The sequence below is a fragment of the Ruminococcus bicirculans (ex Wegman et al. 2014) genome (assembly GCF_000723465.1).
Taxonomy (GTDB): domain Bacteria; phylum Bacillota; class Clostridia; order Oscillospirales; family Ruminococcaceae; genus Hominimerdicola; species Hominimerdicola aceti.
In genome coordinates this window covers 18310-32600 of sequence record NZ_HF545616.1, presented here as the reverse complement: position 1 = coordinate 32600, position 14291 = coordinate 18310, and the positions used below count along the sequence as shown (strand labels likewise).

Here is a 14291-nt window from a genome sequence, read left to right as displayed (position 1 = left end):
ACTGTCCAAAAAAGCTCTTGTTACCGTTTTTTAATCATTTGTAATTTATTCATTTTTCGTACTTCTATAGTAAATAGGGAGGATTTATTACATTTTCACCAATGAACGAATTTAAAATTTGTGAAGTATTTAAGTTTTAAAATAGGCTTTTGCTGTTTACAAACGAATGAAAATATGTTAAACTTATAATAAATATGAATGAAAAGTTACAATATTCATTATTGGAGGAAAAATTATGGTAAAATTAATCAGCCTGAAGAAAGCCGCCGCTGTGCTGCTGACTTCGGTAACACTCATGTCGGCTGCGGCGGCACTGCCTGCTGTGGACGAAACGCCGCTTCTTTCGCAGACGGCGATAACTGTTGAGGCGGCAAGCGTCGGAAAAGTCACAGGGCTTACTTCAAAAACACTTAGCAACAGCGAGATAAAGCTTAGCTGGAAAAAGGTCAGCGGAGCTTCGGGATACTCAGTTTGTATGAGAAAAAACGGTAAATATCCGCAGATCGCAGACGTAAAAAGTGGCTCGACCCTCACATACACTGTGAAAAATCTGCCAAATGCTACCCGTGAAAACTTCAAGGTAAGAGCCTACAAGACCGTGAAAGGAAAAAAGGTATACGGTGCATATTCCGACAACTGGAACACCGCCACGAACCCACAGCCTGCAAAGGGTCTTAAAGTATCAAGCGTTTCCTATGACAGCGTAAAGCTTTCATGGACAAAAATAGGATGCACAAATTACAGAGTATTTCAGCTTAAAAATGGTCAGTGGAAAGAGATCGCGAAGACCACAGGCACAAGCTACACTGTAAAAAATCTCAGCCAAAAGACCACATACAAGTTCAAGATAAGAGCCTGCAAGACAGACGACAAGAAAGCCAACCACTACGGAAAATATTCTGCAGAGGTATCGGCTACCACATCTAAAGCTCCTGCTGTTGTGACCCCAGTTTCACAGCATGGTCAGCTTTCTGTAAAGGGTGCAAATATTGTTGACAAGAACGGCAAGGTATTCAAGATAAAGGGTATGTCAACTCACGGCATCATGTGGGAAGATTTCTCCGATATCCTTACAAAGGACTCTCTTAAAGTGCTGAGAGATGACTGGAAGGTCAACACTATAAGAATTGCAATGTACACAGAAGAATGGGGTGGCTACTGCACCGAGAACGGCAAGTATCAGGCACAGGCAAAGCAGAAAGTCAAGACAGGCGTTGAGAACGCAAAGTCTCTTGGAATGTATGCTATAATCGACTGGCACGTTCTCAGTGACCAAAACCCTAACAACCACAAAAATGACGCTATCAAGTTCTTCACAGAAATGGCTAAGACCTACAAGGACTACAATAACGTTATTTACGAGATCTGCAACGAGCCTAACGGCGGTGTAACATGGACAGGCGGCATAAAAAGTTACTGCCAGAGCGTTGTAAGCACTATCAGAAAATACGACAGTGACGCTATCATAATTTGCGGTACAGGCACATGGAGTCAGGACATAGATCAGGTGCTTGGCAACAAGCTTTCAGACAAAAACTGCGTTTATGCTCTTCACTTCTATGCAAACACTCACACTGATTGGCTGAGAAACAGACTTCAGAACTGCTACAAAAAGGGACTTCCTGTTCTTGTATCTGAGTTCGGAACTTGCGACGCAAGCGGAAACGGCGGATATAACTCAACAGAAAGCACAAAATGGCTCAAGCTTCTCGACTCACTAAAAGTAGGCTACATAAACTGGTCAGCCTGTGGAAAGAGCGAAACGGCTTCCGCATTCAATAGCGGTACGAACCTCAAAGCTATAAAGAGCGGCACTTCACAGCTCACAGCAAGCGGCAAGTTCATTCGTGATTGGTACAGAAACCACTGATAACACAAAAGACCTCTCTTGGTGGGAGGTCTTTTTTTTGCACAGAAACTAACGATAAGCGGGCGACCCAAGGTCGCCTCTACACTATAAAAACAAAGCCGAGGGGCATTTACCTCTCGGCTATTGTTATTTTATATCATATCACAAAGAACAGTGCCGTTCTTATAACGGCTGTAAAAAGCATAGCATAGAACGATGTGCCAAGCAAAAGCTGATTTGCCCAGAATATATCGTTAGGCTCGCATGGCTTTAGATTTCTGCCTATAACAGGCTTTCTTACAAGCTGTCCGCCGTAATACTCATCACTGCCAAGCTGGATACCCAATGCACCTGCACACACCGACTGAGTTTGCGCTGAATTAGGACTAGGGGATTTTCTTCTGTCTTTTTTGTATACCTGAGAAGCGTTCTTGCTGTCAAGGTGAAGATAAGAAACGTTCATTTTCATAAGCAGGGCGGCTATTCTTGCAGGTATAAAGCTGAGAACGTCGTCGAGCTTTGCAGGAAATTTGCCGAAGTTTATGTATGTGTCTGTTTTATAGCCCACTGTATTGTCGATAATATTCACTGTTCTGTAGAGTATTCCGCCCAGACCGCCGAATATCGCAGACCAGAAAATAGGTGCGACCGCCCAATCTGTGGTGTTCTCTGCAACCGACTCCACCGTGCTTTTTATAACAGCGTCAATGTTCATATCGTCGGTGTCACGGAAGGTCACTTTTTTTACCTTGCGCTGTGCAGAAGAAAGATTGCCTGCCCTTGCAGCACGCATCACTCCCCCTGCCGCAGTTTTAAGGGACTTTACAGAAAGTGCTGACCAGCACATTATGCCCTCGAGGAAGATGCCAAGTGCGGCATTTAGCTTATAGCCCACGAATAGAAGAAGCAATGCCACAGCGGCAACTATAAGAAGCACTATCACAGTCATCATAAGACCTGCCATGCGCTGTGCTTCGGGGGTGTTTTTATAGCTGTTTCTGAAAGACTTATCAAGCTTTGCCACAAGCTTTTTTATAAAATACTGAGGATAGACCACTACTTCAGGGTCGCCAAGGAGCATATCCAGCGCAAAGCCAAGCGCAAGCGCCGCCAGTGAATTTATCAACATATATACATATCCTTTCTTCAGGCAATAATTACTTATGATAATTATATCACAACATTTTCTGATTTTCAATACCTTTATGCTTTGATTTTAAGGGATAAGGCACAAAAAAGGGCGGTCAGAGCCGCCCGAACAAAAGTCTTTCAAAAAAATCAGAAACTAAGGTGCGAACACTGTTTGCCCCTACACTGAATAGATATATCCATAAGCTTTTGTGATAACTATATTATTTGCATATCTCCGAAAGCTTTTCAAGCATAAGCTCCATTTCCTCGTCTGTGCCGATAGTAATTCTCAGAAAGTTATCTATTCTCGGCTTGTTGAAGTATCTCACGAAGATACCATTTTCACGGAGGTATGTGAAGATCTCCTTTGCAGAGAGCTTTTCATGCTGTGCAAAGAGAAAATTCGTTTCGCTGTCAAGGACGTTGAAGCCCATTTCACGCATTTTTTTCGCTGTTCTATCCCTTGTTGCCTTGACCTTTTCAACTGTCGCCTTGAAATAATCCTCGTCAGAAAGGCTTGCAACGGCAGTTTCTATGGCTATCTGGTCGAGAGGATAGGAATTGTATGAGTCTTTCACAGCCTGCATATAGCTGATAAGCTCGGCACTTGCGAACGCCATGCCCACTCTCATGCCTGCAAGGGAACGTGACTTTGAGAAAGTCTGCGTTACGACCAAATTGTCATATTCTTTCACAAGCTCAACGCAGGAATACCTGCCGAAATCCACATATGCCTCGTCGATTATAACAATGCTGTCCTGATTGTTTTCAAGAAGTTCTCTTATAAATTTCTCACCCACACCAAGGCTTGTCGGTGCATTAGGGTTAGGGATAACAACGCCGCCGTTAGGCTCTTTGAAGTCCTCGATATTTATTACAAAATCATCGTCAACGCTCTTAGTCTTGTATGGTATTTTCAAAAGCTCACACCAAACGGGATAGAAAGAGTAAGTTATATCAGGATAAAGTATAGGCTTATCAGAGTTGAAAAACGCTCTGAAAGCTGTGGCAAGCACATCGTCTGAGCCGTTTCCGCAGAAAACATTTTCGCTTTTCAGTCCCACACGCTCCGCAAGCGCTGCCCTAAGAACAGACGCGTCAGCACTAGGGTATTTTCTAAGCTCCGCAATAGTTTTCCCCTCCAATATCGCCTTTACCTTTGGTGACGGCGGATAAGGGTTCTCATTAGCATTGAGCTTTATTATCTTATCGTTTTTAGGCTGTTCCCCTGCAACGTATGGCTCTATATTTATAAGGTTTTTTCTCCAAAGCTTCTCGCTCATTTTACATTATCCCTTTCTATATTTTATCATAGTAAAGCATTAATATAAAATATTATAGCACATACCGCTTATGTTGTCAAATAAAAGCCGCCTAGCTTTCAAAGTAAGCCTGTATAGACTGCAAAACGCCGTCATAGTAATATGCGTTCACGCTCATGGAATCGCTCTTCCAATCAAGAAACTGATCTTTGCCGTTTCTGTCGCTGACCTCAGGTGTGCCGAGAATCGCAGCCATCTCCTCAGGAGTTGAATTTTTTGTTATACCGAATATTGAGCAGTCGCTTTCGGTGGTGAAACTCATTCTTATCTTATGGAGGGTATGATCGCTGTTGAGCCAGAAATCGAAGATGATGATATTATCCACAGTCGAGCTTGTTTTTCCGTAGCAAAGAGCAGACTCGTATTCATCGTCAGGGGTATCCACCATTTCTTCTCTTACATCATCAATAAGCTCAGTGCCTGTGAAAACGTGGTCTATGCCCTTATAGCTTACGCTTATATCCTTAGGCAGAGCAGCGTCTGAAGTAAGGTCAAGGGTCTTGAGGTCATCATATACCTTTACTCTGTTCTCATCAGTGTTTACAGTGCTCTCGCCCGGTGTTGTTATGCCTGTATACTCAGATGTGAAAACAGCCTCTCCGTCTTTTTCGTGTATTTCTTCCTGCGGATAGTTTTTGCTGTAGTATGTGAAATCGGAAACCGAGAAGTAATCAAGCACTACGTCATACTCTTCGTAATTTTCATATGTTTCCACCACACCGAGTGAAATTGTATAGTCAACGTTCTCCCAATACATTGTATAGCATTTGTAATTGTCCATGCCGTCATATTCGCTGTTCATATAAATGCTTGTAGGGCAGCCCATTTTGTCGATTATTTTATCAAGATCTTCTTTATTGCTGTAGCAGCCGTAGCTTTCATACTCCCAGCCGGAGGTATCCACAGCCTCTTCTAAAGGTATGGTAATGCTCCAGCTGTTTTCCTTGAGAATGTCAGCCACACTTGCGTCACGGTCAAATGGGTTTGCACCGGTAAGATCGTAGTTTGTTTGGCTCTCATCTGATGAAACGAAGGTTATCTCAACGTCACTGTTTTCACCTATCATTTTATCAACGCTCATAATATCACTAGATCTGCCGATATCGTCGCCGTACATTTTCATATTGGCATTGCCGCCGTCTATGGCACTAAGGTCAACAGGCACTGATATTTTGCTGCCGAAAATATCCTGCGGCAAAGTATCTGACGGCGTACCGCCCTGAAAGCTGTCTATCCAATATAAGTCGCTGTCTTTGTTATCGTTAGCGGTATCAGACACGTCTTCATCGCCCTTTGAAGCTGTGCTGTCATTTTGTGAAGAAGCAACAACAATATCATTATTATCATCGTCATCACTATTATTTGAACTAAGCATTACCGCCGCTGTGATACCTCCGCCCACAACTGCCACGGCACAAACGCCTGCTATAACCTTTGCTTTTACTGTTGAAAACATTACTTTTCCTCCCGATATAGTTTTTGTTGATGTTACGCTATCAGGAACTGCATTAGCGGCTGAGGCTGAGCCTGTGAAAACGGTAAGTTTCGGAAGAACGGTGTTTGAAGCCTCTTTATTAAGAAGCTTTGAAAGAATAAATACAGGCACGACAGCATGAAGTCTGTCGTTGTTGTTTTCCTCGTATATAAGCACCGCCTCCTTTATCTTTTTTCTTGCGGCACTAAGACGGGAAGTTACTGTACCTGTGGTGCAGTTCATTACCTCTGCTATCTCAGGCACTGTGAGCATATCGAAATAATACAGTATCACCGACTGTCTTTGCTCCTCTGTGAGAACAGTGTCGATAATATCCATTATTATCTTTCTTTTAGCGTCATTGCTCACATATTCCTCCGGGATAAGCCCCTCGTCAGGGATCTCCTCTATTATCTCCTCTGAGTTGTCCTCAGGGGCGGAATTGTTTCTAAAGTGCATTTTGCAGAGATTTATCCCTATCCTGTTTACCCATGCTGGAAAATTCTCAGGCTGTGCAAGAGTGCCAAGCTTTTGAAGAGCTGTAAGATAAGTTTCCTGAGTGATATCCTCTGCAAGCTGTGGGTCGCCAAGAAGCTTCAGGCAGCTAAAATACACTGTTCTGCCCGTTTCTTCATAAAGCGCACCGAACGCCGCCTTGTTTCCCTGTGCCGCCTGCAATACAAGTTTTTTGATATCATCTTTTTCCATGTTTTTGACCTGCTCTTTCTTTCCGAATTGCCGTTTTCTCGTCCGCTGTTTTATCAGTCCCGACATTAGTTAGATGCAAAACGCAGACGATTTGTTGAGCAAATTCAAAATTTTCATATATAGTTTACATATAATTAATATTTATTATTATAATATTGCCGAAATAATTATATCACATAACAAAATGCCTGTCAACGAGCAAAAAATATCCCCCACAAATGTGAGGGATAGGTTTTTTAGAACATACCTGCAAGATACATTCTGCTTTCATAAAGCTTTTTTGAATTTGTATCGAAGGCAAAATGATATCTGTAGAGAGGTGTAAGCCCTGCGGCATTTTTCTCACCTGTAACATATGCAACGAAAACATCAGGGTCAGTGTCGCTGTTCACACAGTATGTTCCGCTCATTGACATATCGCCCTGTGAATAAACATAGGAAAGATAGTTGCCTGAAATGCTGTTCTCGCCCTTTGAGATGCCCTGAGAAGCAAGCATATCCTGCACTGATTGTGCTGAATAATCGTCTATGTTGTCATATATCTCATCAAGCTTCTTTGTGCTTGTGACATCATAGCAAAGCCTTGTTGGCATACCGGTCGGTATCCAAGCAGGGGTGTAAATATCGTTTGACATAGGCGTTTCCTCTGCCCATACCACATAGCTGTCTGCAAGAGATACCTGTCCGTCAGGGTTTGTGAGGTTTGCAACATAGACCGTTATCTCATCTCCCTGTGGCTCGACCTTTGGGATAAGGGTCATGTAATAGCTATCCCACCATTCTCCGCCGAAATAGTTGTCAGCACCTACACGATAATTGAGCATTTCGCCCTTTTTATCCTCATAGTGACCTCCATCGCAGTATACAAAGCTATACTCGTCAGCATATTTTGCATAGAAATCAGACGTCTTTATATATCCGCCCACCTGCATGATGTCACCGTTGAGCTGAACAAGACCTGACGAAAGATCAGCATTTTTTATCTCGTCAGACACAGTGTAAACAGCCATTTCAAGCTCGCTGTTTGAATTTGTACCGCTTGCATCATCGTCAGTAACATTATCTTCATTATCAGCATTTTCATCAAGTTCGTTTAGGTTGTCCTCTATCTCCTGCTCGTTCACTTCCCCCTGTGCGTCTGTCTGAACGGCTGTGTTTGGCTTATCAGCATCTGCTGTCTTATCTCTGTTTGCAAGCACCACCGCTGTGATACCTCCGCCAACTACTGCCACTGCGACCACACCTGCTATTACTTTTGCTTTTACTGTTGAAAACATACCTTTTCCTCCCGATTTACTTATTGTAGTATTTTTATCGGGAACAACTTCCGTGGCTGACGCCTTGCTGAAAACGGATAATTCAGGCAGCTTCAAATGCTGACATTCCTGCATAAATATCTTTGACAGAACAGGTATAGGCATAACAGCATGAAGCCTGTCATTGTTTTTCTTTTCGTAAATAAGCACCGCCTCCCTTATCTTCTTTCTTGCAGCGCTAAGACGGGAAGTGACAGTGCCAACAGAACATTCCATTATCTCTGATATCTCAGCCACGCTCATCATATCAAAATAGTAAAGTATTATTGTCTGACGCTGTTCGTCAGTGAGAGCGATGTCGATAATGTTCATTATTATCCTGCGTTTTTCTTCGCTGTCGGCATAATCGTCAGGGATAAGCTCGCTGTCGGGTGTATCGTCGATTATCTTTTCCGACTCCTCCTCAGCAGTGCGGGGATTTTTCCTGAAATACATTTTGCAGTTGTTTATGGCAATGCGGTTTACCCATGCTGAGAAATTCTCAGGCTCTTTAAGGCTGTCAAGCTTTTCAAGAGCTTTCATGAAAGTGTCCTGAGTTATATCCTCTGCCTTCTGAGCATTTCCAAGAAGCTTCAGGCAATTAAAATATACCGACCTGCCCATTTCTTCGTAAAGCTCACCGAAAGCTGCCCTGTCACCCTGTCCTGCCTGCAAAACAAGACGTCTTATCTTTTCCTTTTCCATTTTTTCTACCAAGCTTTCTTTTTATTATCGAACAAAAAAATATCCGTTTTCAGCACTCGGTTATTGTTCCGACATCACTTAGATGTTTGCTGAAAACGGAATATTGAGCAAATATAAAACTTAATATATTGTTTACAAAATATTAATCAACATATTCTCTGACTCTGAGATGTATACCCACGCTGTCAGCAACCGCCTGAGATTTTTTTATCTCCTCTTCGCCGATTATATCAACCACAGTGAGCATTACCTCCGGCACGAACTCTTTCACTCTTTTTGCAAAAGAGAGCATTTCTTCAAAGCAGTTCACGCCCTTGAATGAGGGTCTTGTTACCTCGTCATAAGCCTTTGCGTCAGAAGCGTTAAGGCTTATTGAGATTATATCAACAAGTCCCTTGAACTCAGCAGGAGTTTCACGCTTGTTGATAAGGTCGCTAAGACCATTTGTGTTGAGTCTTACAGGTGTCTTTGTAACAGATTTTATATACTTTGCAGTTTCTTTGAGTATTTCAAGCTCACAGGTAGGCTCGCCATAGCCGCAGAAAATAATTTCCTTGTAGCTGTCAAGGTCACGCTTTTTGATGTTGTCTATTACCTCTTCGGCAGTAGGCTGATGTTCAAGCCACAGTGGGTCAGAGCCATAAGCACCGTCGCCGTTGTGACGAATACAGAATGTGCAGTTGCATGGACACTTGTTTGTGATGTTGAGATAAAGCTTATCGCCTATCTCATAAGAAATATTCATAGCTTTTATCATTATAATTACCTCTTTTTTGTAATATATCAAAGTATCAGAGCAGACAGGCGACCAAAGGTCGCCCCTACAGAGAAATCATCGCCGCAGGCGATACCTTAATTCCTCATTCCTCACTCCTAACTCCTCACTAATATCTATTCTCTTATCTGTCCTTTTCCAGAGATAAGATACTTTGTGGTGGTCATTTCTCTAAGACCCATAGGACCTCTTGCATGAAGCTTCTGAGTGGAAATTCCTATCTCAGCACCAAGACCGAACATTCCGCCGTCTGTAAATCTTGTTGAGCAGTTTACATATACTGCCGCTGAATCAACACGCTTTTGAAATTCCTGTGCGGCAAAAAGGCTTTCCGTAACGATACACTCAGAATGTCCTGTAGAAAATCTGTCGATATGTTCAAGGGCTTCCGCCATGTCATCAACGACCTTGATAGAGATTATATAGTCAAGAAACTCTGTTGCATAATCGTCATCATCAGCAGGAGTAACGTTTTCAGAGCCAAGTATCTGCCTTGTAAGCTCACAGCCTCTTATCTCAACGTGGTGCTTGTCAAGTCTTTCTTTAAGCTTCGGGAGAAAATCCTCTGCAATATCCCTGTGAACAAGACAGCTTTCAACTGCGTTGCATACAGACGGACGAGAGGTCTTGCCGTTATCAACAATGTTCACAGCCATTTTTATATCCGCACTTGCGTCAACATAAACGTGACAGTTTCCTGTGCCGGTCTCGATAACAGGCACAGTGGCAGACTGTACAACAGCCTTTATAAGCTGTGCGCCTCCCCTTGGGATAAGGACATCAATATAATCATTAGCTTTCATCATATCAAGAGCGATGCCTCTGTCAGTATCCTCCACAAGCTGAATGATATCAGGGCTGAAGCCTGCCCTTTCGACAGCCTTTCTCATAAGGTCAGCAAGCATTTTGTTTGAGTTTATTGCTTCCTTTCCGCCCCTGAGTATAACAGCGTTTCCACTTTTAAGGCAAAGTATAGCGCCGTCTACAGTAACGTTAGGTCTGGCTTCAAAAATAATGCCTATAACACCCATTGGCACTCTTACTTTCTCGATCTTCATGCCGTTAGGTCTTGTTGAGCCTGAAACTACCTCGCCCACAGGGTCGTCAAGCTGTGAAAGCTCCTCGCAAGCCTTTGCCATGCCCTCTATACGGCTGTCATTGAGTGCAAGTCTGTCAAGCATTGCCTCAGACATTTTCCTCATTCTGCCGTTTTCAAGGTCCACCTTGTTTGCTTCGATAATATCGTCCTTGCAAACTCTCAGGATATGTGCGATCTCAAGAAGTGCGTCATTTTTCTGTGTTGTTGAAGCGAAGGCGATATCCTTTTTGCAAGCTTTTGCTTTCTGTCCCAAAATATCGATGTAACTCATTTTTACTATACCTCCCCGTTAGCTGTAAAAAGTGTTCCTATAGGTTTATTTTCAAATACCTTATACAAATGTCTTGGATCTCTGCCATTCATTATTATAAGATCTATTCCGCCATTTTTGCATATCTCAGCGGCTTTTATCTTTGTCGCCATTCCGCCTGTGCCAAGTGAAGAACCTGCACCCCCTGCAATAGCCTTTATCTCCTCCGTTATCTCAGGCACAACAGGGATAAGCTCAGCGTCATCATACTTATGAGGGTCTTTGTCAAAAAGTCCCTCGATATCAGACATTATTATAAGCAGATCTGCATTAGCAAGCACCGCAACATTTGCCGCAAGAGAATCGTTCTCGCCCATTTCAAGCTCCAGCTCATCAATAGACACCGTATCGTTCTCGTTCACAATAGGGATAGAACCAAGCTCTATAATGCGGTTAAGGGCGTTCTGCACGTTTATCTTTCTGTCTTCCAGAAGAATATACTTTGTAAGCAGAAGCTGAGCCACATTAAGGCTGTATTCAGAGAAAAGATTATCGTAAAGATACATAAGCTCACACTGACCCACCGCCGCACAAGCCTGTCTTGTGGGAGTGTCCTTTGGTCTTTCCTTTATGCCCAGTTTTGCTCTGCCAAGACCCACCGCACCGCTTGATACAAGGATTATCTCATGTCCTGCATTTTGCAGATCGGCAAGAGTTTTAACGAGCTGTTCCACACGGCGTATATTAAGAAGCCCCGTGCTGTGAGTAAGAGTAGAAGTTCCTACCTTTACCACAACTCTTTTCTTTTTTGTCATATCTATCATTTTCATCATGTCCTTATTGTTATTTTCCGTTGACAACGTTCTGCGGCGTACCCTCTATCCACATTTTCAAGTTCTGCGCAACAGTTTCAAGAAGCCTTTCTCTCGTCTGCTTTGGTGCCCACGCTATATGTGGGGTAACAGTGCAGTTCTTTGCGTTTCTCAGTGGACAATCCTCACGCATCGGTTCATTCGTGAGAACATCAATTCCTGCACCTGCAATGACTTCATTTTCAAGAGCCTGTGCAAGTGCCTTTTCGTCCACAAGTCCGCCCCTTGCAGTGTTGACGAAAAATGCTGACTTTTTCATTATGCCAAGGCTTTCGGCATTTATCATTTTCTCATTATCCTTTGTAAGAGGACAATGGAGCGTTACAACGTCTGAGCTTTTCAAAAGCTCTTCAAGGCTTACCGCAGGCGTGCCATCAGTTATTTTCTGGGGAGAGCGTGTAAAGGTGATGACCTTCATGCCGAATGCTCTTGCTATCTCAGCAACTTTCTTTCCTATGTCGCCATAGCCTACTATACCAATGGTTTTTCCTGCAAGCTCATAGGTAGGAATACCAAAATATGAAAACAGCTTATAATTCACCCAGCCGCCCTCGTCAACTTTCTCGGCATATTCTCTTATCTTGCTGAAATAGTTGAGGATAAGTGCAAAAGTATGCTGAGCAACTGCGTTTGTTGAATAGAAAGGCACATTGCAGACCACTGCGTCATGCCTGTCTGCGGCGGAGAGGTCAACATTATTATATCCCGTTGCAAAAAGACCGACGTATTTCAGGTTTTTGCACTTTGAGAATACCTCCTCTGTTATAAGGCACTTATTGCATATAACAGCGTCAGCGTCGCCTATCTTTTCTGCGACCTGTTCATTTGGTGTAAAACCATAAACAATGCTTTCACCAAGGACTGTTATACCCTCCAGCGACACATCGTTTCTTGAAACTGTTTCAGAGTCAAGTATAACTATTTTCATTCTTCATCTTCCTTTTGAGCAGTTTCCGACTTTTCCTCGGCATTCTCCAAAGCTTTCTGCTTTTTAGCAAACCTATGGGAAATAAAAGCTGTTGCCGCAAGAAGCGCTACCTCTGCACCGAAAAGCATACCGATAACAAAGCTTTTTGTGGTAAACTGAGTAACTATAGTAAGGTCGATAGCTATCATTAATGTAAGATAATGATAAGAGCCTTTCCTTATGAACTGAGTTATATATAAAAGCGTAGCAATAACGCAGAATATCATATGCACCTTGAAAGGCAAGGGGGCATAAACGTTCTGCAAGGTCGCAGTTTCCGCCGCCAGTGTTTCTATCACACTATCATCTCCTAAAGCATTATTTTATCATACTAAAATATTATACCACAGTTTTACGTCATTTGCAATAGATTTGAGCCTTTATAACGGCTTTATAAAACAAAAAGACAGAAGTATTTTTTCAAATACCTCCGCCTTTTTCGGGAAAAATTCGTCGTAATCTTTAATTTATACTATTTTAAGATAAATTACTTGTTAGCGAAATATCTGTCAAGCAGACCCTTGAAGCCGCATCCATGTCTTGCTTCGTCCTTAGCCATTTCATGAACAGTGTCATGGATAGCGTCATAGCCAAGCTCCTTTGCTCTCTTAGCAAGCTTCATCTTGCCCTCACAAGCACCATTCTCAGCCATATATCTCATCTCAAGATTTTTCTTTGTAGAAGGTGTTACTACCTCGCCAAGAAGCTCTGCGAACTTAGCAGCGTGCTCAGCCTCTTCATAAGCAGCCTTCTCATAGTACATACCTACCTCAGGATAGCCTTCTCTGTAAGCAACTCTTGCCATTGCAAGATACATACCTACCTCAGAGCACTCGCCGTTGAAGTTCTCTCTAAGACCTGCAACAACTTCCTCATCAAGACCCTCTGCAACGCCTACCTTATGCTCGTCAGCCCATGTGATAGCTGTTTCTTCTACTTTATTGAACTTTTCTGCTGGTGCGTGACAGATAGGACACTCCTTTGGAGCAGCCTCGCCCTCATAAACGTAACCGCATACTGAACATACAAACTTTGACATAATTTTTGTCCTCCTTATTTTAATATCATTTTTTACTTTTCCACAGACCAGCGTTTTCGCTTTATCTGCGTTATTCTTTGCAGCTTTTCCCTTGCTGTAATTAAAGTATACCACATTAGTGTACATTTGTCAATAGGTTAGTTTTGTCTAACAATATAAAAATATTGCAAAATTTTATGGCAATTTTTTATGCAATTTGACGTAGACTATACTAACCAATAATACGTCTTGAAAAAAACTTAAAGCTATGCTATAATGAAAATCAATATATGACAAAAAAGGAGTTTTTTTTAAATGAATAAGGAAAAAGCAGCGGCAGCAAAGGCTCTTTTTATGGAGGGCTACAACTGTTCACAGGCGGTAGTAGGCGCATGGGCTGAGGATATCGGCCTTGACAGCGAAACTGCATACAAGATAGCTTCGGGCTTTGGCGGCGGAATAGGCAGAATGAGAGAGGTCTGCGGAGCATTTACAGGTGCAGTCATGGTGCTTGGATTGAAATTTGGCAACACCATAGGCAATGACAGGGCGGCAAAGGGCAAGGATTATGAGCGTGTTCAGCTTTTTGCAAAGCGTTTCAAGGAAGAGCTTGGCTCTGACACTATCATCTGCCGTGAGCTTCTCGGTCTGAGCGGACCTAGTGACCCTGACCCTGCAAAGCGCACAAAAGAATACTATCAGAAGCGTCCATGTCCTGAAACTGTAGCAATTGCAAGTGGTCTTTTGGGAGAATTTATGGAGTAATATTTTTGCAAAACAACGCAAAAAAGAGCAGAGAAACGAGATCTCTGCTCTTTTTTTGTAT

Annotated in this window: 12 protein-coding genes; 2 read left to right on the top strand and 10 right to left on the bottom strand. The window is 42.7% G+C overall.

Translation table 11 applies throughout. The features are described from left to right. Positions 1-235 precede the first annotated feature (235 nt). Positions 236-1870 (top strand): cellulase family glycosylhydrolase, encoded by a 1635-nt coding sequence (locus RBI_RS13830; protein WP_051706202.1) that lies wholly within the window; start codon positions 236-238, stop codon positions 1868-1870. A 136-nt stretch (positions 1871-2006) separates the two neighbouring features. Here RBI_RS13830 and cbiB read toward each other — a convergent pair whose 3' ends face one another. The 10 genes from cbiB to RBI_RS00080 form a co-directional block, all read right to left on the bottom strand. Then, entirely contained in the window at positions 2007-2978 is a 972-nt protein-coding gene (cbiB, locus tag RBI_RS00125; RefSeq protein WP_022287224.1) for an adenosylcobinamide-phosphate synthase CbiB, read from the bottom strand. Positions 2979-3201: 223 nt separating this feature from the next. After that, positions 3202-4263 (bottom strand): histidinol-phosphate transaminase, encoded by a 1062-nt coding sequence (hisC, locus tag RBI_RS00120; RefSeq protein ID WP_038670166.1) that lies wholly within the window; start codon positions 4261-4263, stop codon positions 3202-3204. Positions 4264-4354: 91 nt separating this feature from the next. After that, the gene (locus RBI_RS00115; protein ID WP_038670164.1) at positions 4355-6484 is read right to left on the bottom strand and encodes an RNA polymerase sigma factor; all 2130 of its coding nucleotides are present in this window, start codon (positions 6482-6484) and stop codon (positions 4355-4357) included. A gap of 236 nt (positions 6485-6720) precedes the next feature. Then, a complete protein-coding gene (locus RBI_RS00110) occupies positions 6721-8484 on the bottom strand; it encodes an RNA polymerase sigma factor (RefSeq protein ID WP_038670162.1) in 1764 nt (587 codons plus the stop codon). Positions 8485-8626: 142 nt separating this feature from the next. After that, positions 8627-9241: a TIGR04100 family radical SAM protein gene (locus RBI_RS00105; RefSeq protein ID WP_242843644.1), complete on the bottom strand. Its 615-nt coding sequence runs from the start codon at positions 9239-9241 to the stop codon at positions 8627-8629. A 134-nt stretch (positions 9242-9375) separates the two neighbouring features. Then, positions 9376-10629: a glutamate-5-semialdehyde dehydrogenase gene (locus RBI_RS00100; protein ID WP_038670160.1), complete on the bottom strand. Its 1254-nt coding sequence runs from the start codon at positions 10627-10629 to the stop codon at positions 9376-9378. 5 nt (positions 10630-10634) lie between these two features. Further along, positions 10635-11432: a glutamate 5-kinase gene (gene proB, locus RBI_RS00095; RefSeq protein WP_038670159.1), complete on the bottom strand. Its 798-nt coding sequence runs from the start codon at positions 11430-11432 to the stop codon at positions 10635-10637. Between the two features lie 19 nt (positions 11433-11451). After that, positions 11452-12408, bottom strand: coding sequence for a D-2-hydroxyacid dehydrogenase (locus tag RBI_RS00090; RefSeq protein ID WP_038670156.1), 957 nt, complete (start codon positions 12406-12408; stop codon positions 11452-11454). Beyond that, entirely contained in the window at positions 12405-12746 is a 342-nt protein-coding gene (locus tag RBI_RS00085; protein WP_022287216.1) for a hypothetical protein, read from the bottom strand. Before RBI_RS00085 ends, RBI_RS00090 begins: the two co-directional genes overlap by 4 nt. A 188-nt stretch (positions 12747-12934) precedes the next feature. Then, entirely contained in the window at positions 12935-13486 is a 552-nt protein-coding gene (locus RBI_RS00080) for an NADH peroxidase (RefSeq protein WP_022287215.1), read from the bottom strand. Positions 13487-13780: 294 nt separating this feature from the next. Between RBI_RS00080 and RBI_RS00075 the strand changes: the two genes are divergently transcribed. Continuing rightward, positions 13781-14230, top strand: a complete 450-nt coding sequence (locus tag RBI_RS00075; protein WP_038670154.1) for a C-GCAxxG-C-C family protein — start codon at positions 13781-13783, stop codon at positions 14228-14230. Positions 14231-14291: the final 61 nt, after the last annotated feature.

What these genes read in the sequence shown, in the direction of transcription:
- RBI_RS13830 (WP_051706202.1), top strand. Translation starts at nt 236, where the DNA reads ATGGTAAAATTAATCAGCCTGAAGAAAGCCGCCGCTGTGCTGCTGACT.
- cbiB (WP_022287224.1), bottom strand. Translation starts at nt 2,978, where the DNA reads ATGTTGATAAATTCACTGGCGGCGCTTGCGCTTGGCTTTGCGCTGGAT.
- hisC (WP_038670166.1), bottom strand. Translation starts at nt 4,263, where the DNA reads ATGAGCGAGAAGCTTTGGAGAAAAAACCTTATAAATATAGAGCCATAC.
- RBI_RS00115 (WP_038670164.1), bottom strand. Translation starts at nt 6,484, where the DNA reads ATGGAAAAAGATGATATCAAAAAACTTGTATTGCAGGCGGCACAGGGA.
- RBI_RS00110 (WP_038670162.1), bottom strand. Translation starts at nt 8,484, where the DNA reads ATGGAAAAGGAAAAGATAAGACGTCTTGTTTTGCAGGCAGGACAGGGT.
- RBI_RS00105 (WP_242843644.1), bottom strand. Translation starts at nt 9,241, where the DNA reads ATGATAAAAGCTATGAATATTTCTTATGAGATAGGCGATAAGCTTTAT.
- RBI_RS00100 (WP_038670160.1), bottom strand. Translation starts at nt 10,629, where the DNA reads ATGAGTTACATCGATATTTTGGGACAGAAAGCAAAAGCTTGCAAAAAG.
- proB (WP_038670159.1), bottom strand. Translation starts at nt 11,432, where the DNA reads ATGATAGATATGACAAAAAAGAAAAGAGTTGTGGTAAAGGTAGGAACT.
- RBI_RS00090 (WP_038670156.1), bottom strand. Translation starts at nt 12,408, where the DNA reads ATGAAAATAGTTATACTTGACTCTGAAACAGTTTCAAGAAACGATGTG.
- RBI_RS00080 (WP_022287215.1), bottom strand. Translation starts at nt 13,486, where the DNA reads ATGTCAAAGTTTGTATGTTCAGTATGCGGTTACGTTTATGAGGGCGAG.
- RBI_RS00075 (WP_038670154.1), top strand. Translation starts at nt 13,781, where the DNA reads ATGAATAAGGAAAAAGCAGCGGCAGCAAAGGCTCTTTTTATGGAGGGC.